At 73.8% G+C, this 1,440-nt stretch carries 1 protein-coding gene and 1 pseudogene; one reads left to right on the forward strand and one right to left on the reverse strand.

The annotated features are described in order from the left end of the window. A pseudogene (locus ACWEO5_RS38465) lies at positions 1-237 on the forward strand (heavy metal translocating P-type ATPase); the annotation flags it as partial. A gap of 30 nt (positions 238-267) precedes the next feature. On the opposite strand, the gene ACWEO5_RS38470 reads toward ACWEO5_RS38465, so the two are convergent. Beyond that, entirely contained in the window at positions 268-987 is a 720-nt protein-coding gene (locus tag ACWEO5_RS38470; protein ID WP_344559411.1) for an SDR family NAD(P)-dependent oxidoreductase, read from the reverse strand. Positions 988-1,440 lie beyond the last annotated feature (453 nt).

A 1,440-nucleotide genomic window follows, 5' to 3' on the forward strand; every position in this document is an offset into this window, starting at 1 on the left:
CTCACCCTCGTCCGCGGCGACCTGCGCTCCGCCGCCGACGCCATCCGCCTCTCCCGCCGCACCCTGACCACCATCAAGGGCAACCTCTTCTGGGCCTTCGCCTACAACGTCGCCGCCCTGCCCCTGGCCGCCACCGGACTCCTCAACCCCATGATCGCCGGCGCCGCCATGGCCTTCTCCTCGGTCTTCGTCCTCACCAACAGCCTGCGCCTGCGCACCTTCCAGCCAGCAGGGTGAAGCCAGGGGCTCGTGAGCCCCTGCGTGCGTTCAACGCCCCAGCAGTTCCCCGCCGTTGCAGTGCAGGATCTCCCCCGTGATGAACCCCGCCTCCGCCGAGGCGAGGAAGAACACCGCGGCCGCGACCTCCCCCGACTCGCCGATCCGGCCGAGCAGGGTCCGCGCCGAGCGCCGGGCCACCTCGGCGTCGTCCAGCCGGGGCCCGAAGAACTCGGTGCCGGCGACGGTGCCCGGGGCGACGATGTTGGCGGTGATCCCGGACGGGCCGAGCTGGGCCGCCAGGAAGTGGTTCCAGGCGTGCAGGGAGGCTTTGGCGGCCCCGTAGGAGCCCGCGCCGCGCAGCGCGGCGATGGAGGAGACGGTGACCACCCGGCCGGAGCCGGGGGTGAGCCGGTCGCGGACGGACTCGGTGAGCAGCACGGCGGTCAGCACGTTGCGTTCGAAGTCGCCGCGCCAGCGGGCCAGCACCGCGTGCGGTCCGGCGCCGAGCACGGTCTCCCGGCTGCCCGCGTTGTTGACCAGGACGTCGATCCGGGCGGGCAGCGCGTCCAGGGCGGCTTCCACCGCGTCGGGGTCGGCGAGGTCGCACACCAGCGGGGTGACGTTCGAGCCGAGTTCCTTCGCGGCCTGGTCGAGGACGCCGGGGCGGCGGCCCACGATCACCACGCGCTCCCCGGCCGCAGCGAAGCGCCGGGCCACCTCCAGGCCGATGCCGGTGCCCCCACCGGTGACTACGACGTTCCTGGCCATTGCGCACTCCCTCCCTGACCGTTCGCCGCGCCGCGTTCCGCAGGCGGTCCGTACCGGATTGCCACGATTCCTATCACGCTGGGTTGCGAGGGCTGCGGGGTGGGTGACGCCGCGCGCCGACCGTGCGGTGTGATATGCACTCGGCCGTACGGGTGCGCGGATGCACACGGAGAGTGGAGAGAGGCAACTCACACCCCCCTGGCGTAACTCTGCGCCCCCTGGTACGTCTTACCTTTTGTAGAGCGGGGCTCCGGCGGGCCCCGGACGGGCTGTCGATTCGTCGACCGCCCTCGCGCACGGCGCCGGGCCGGCTCCGGGCCCCCTGGGGACGCTTTGAGCGGCCGTTCCCGACCGGAGCCGGCCCGGGCGCCGTGCGCCCCAACACGCAGCACGGCGGACGCGGTACCGCGGACGCGAAGGGGCCCGGCCCCGCCTCCCGTCACGGGAGGCGGG

This window comes from Kitasatospora sp. NPDC004272 (genome assembly GCF_053603035.1).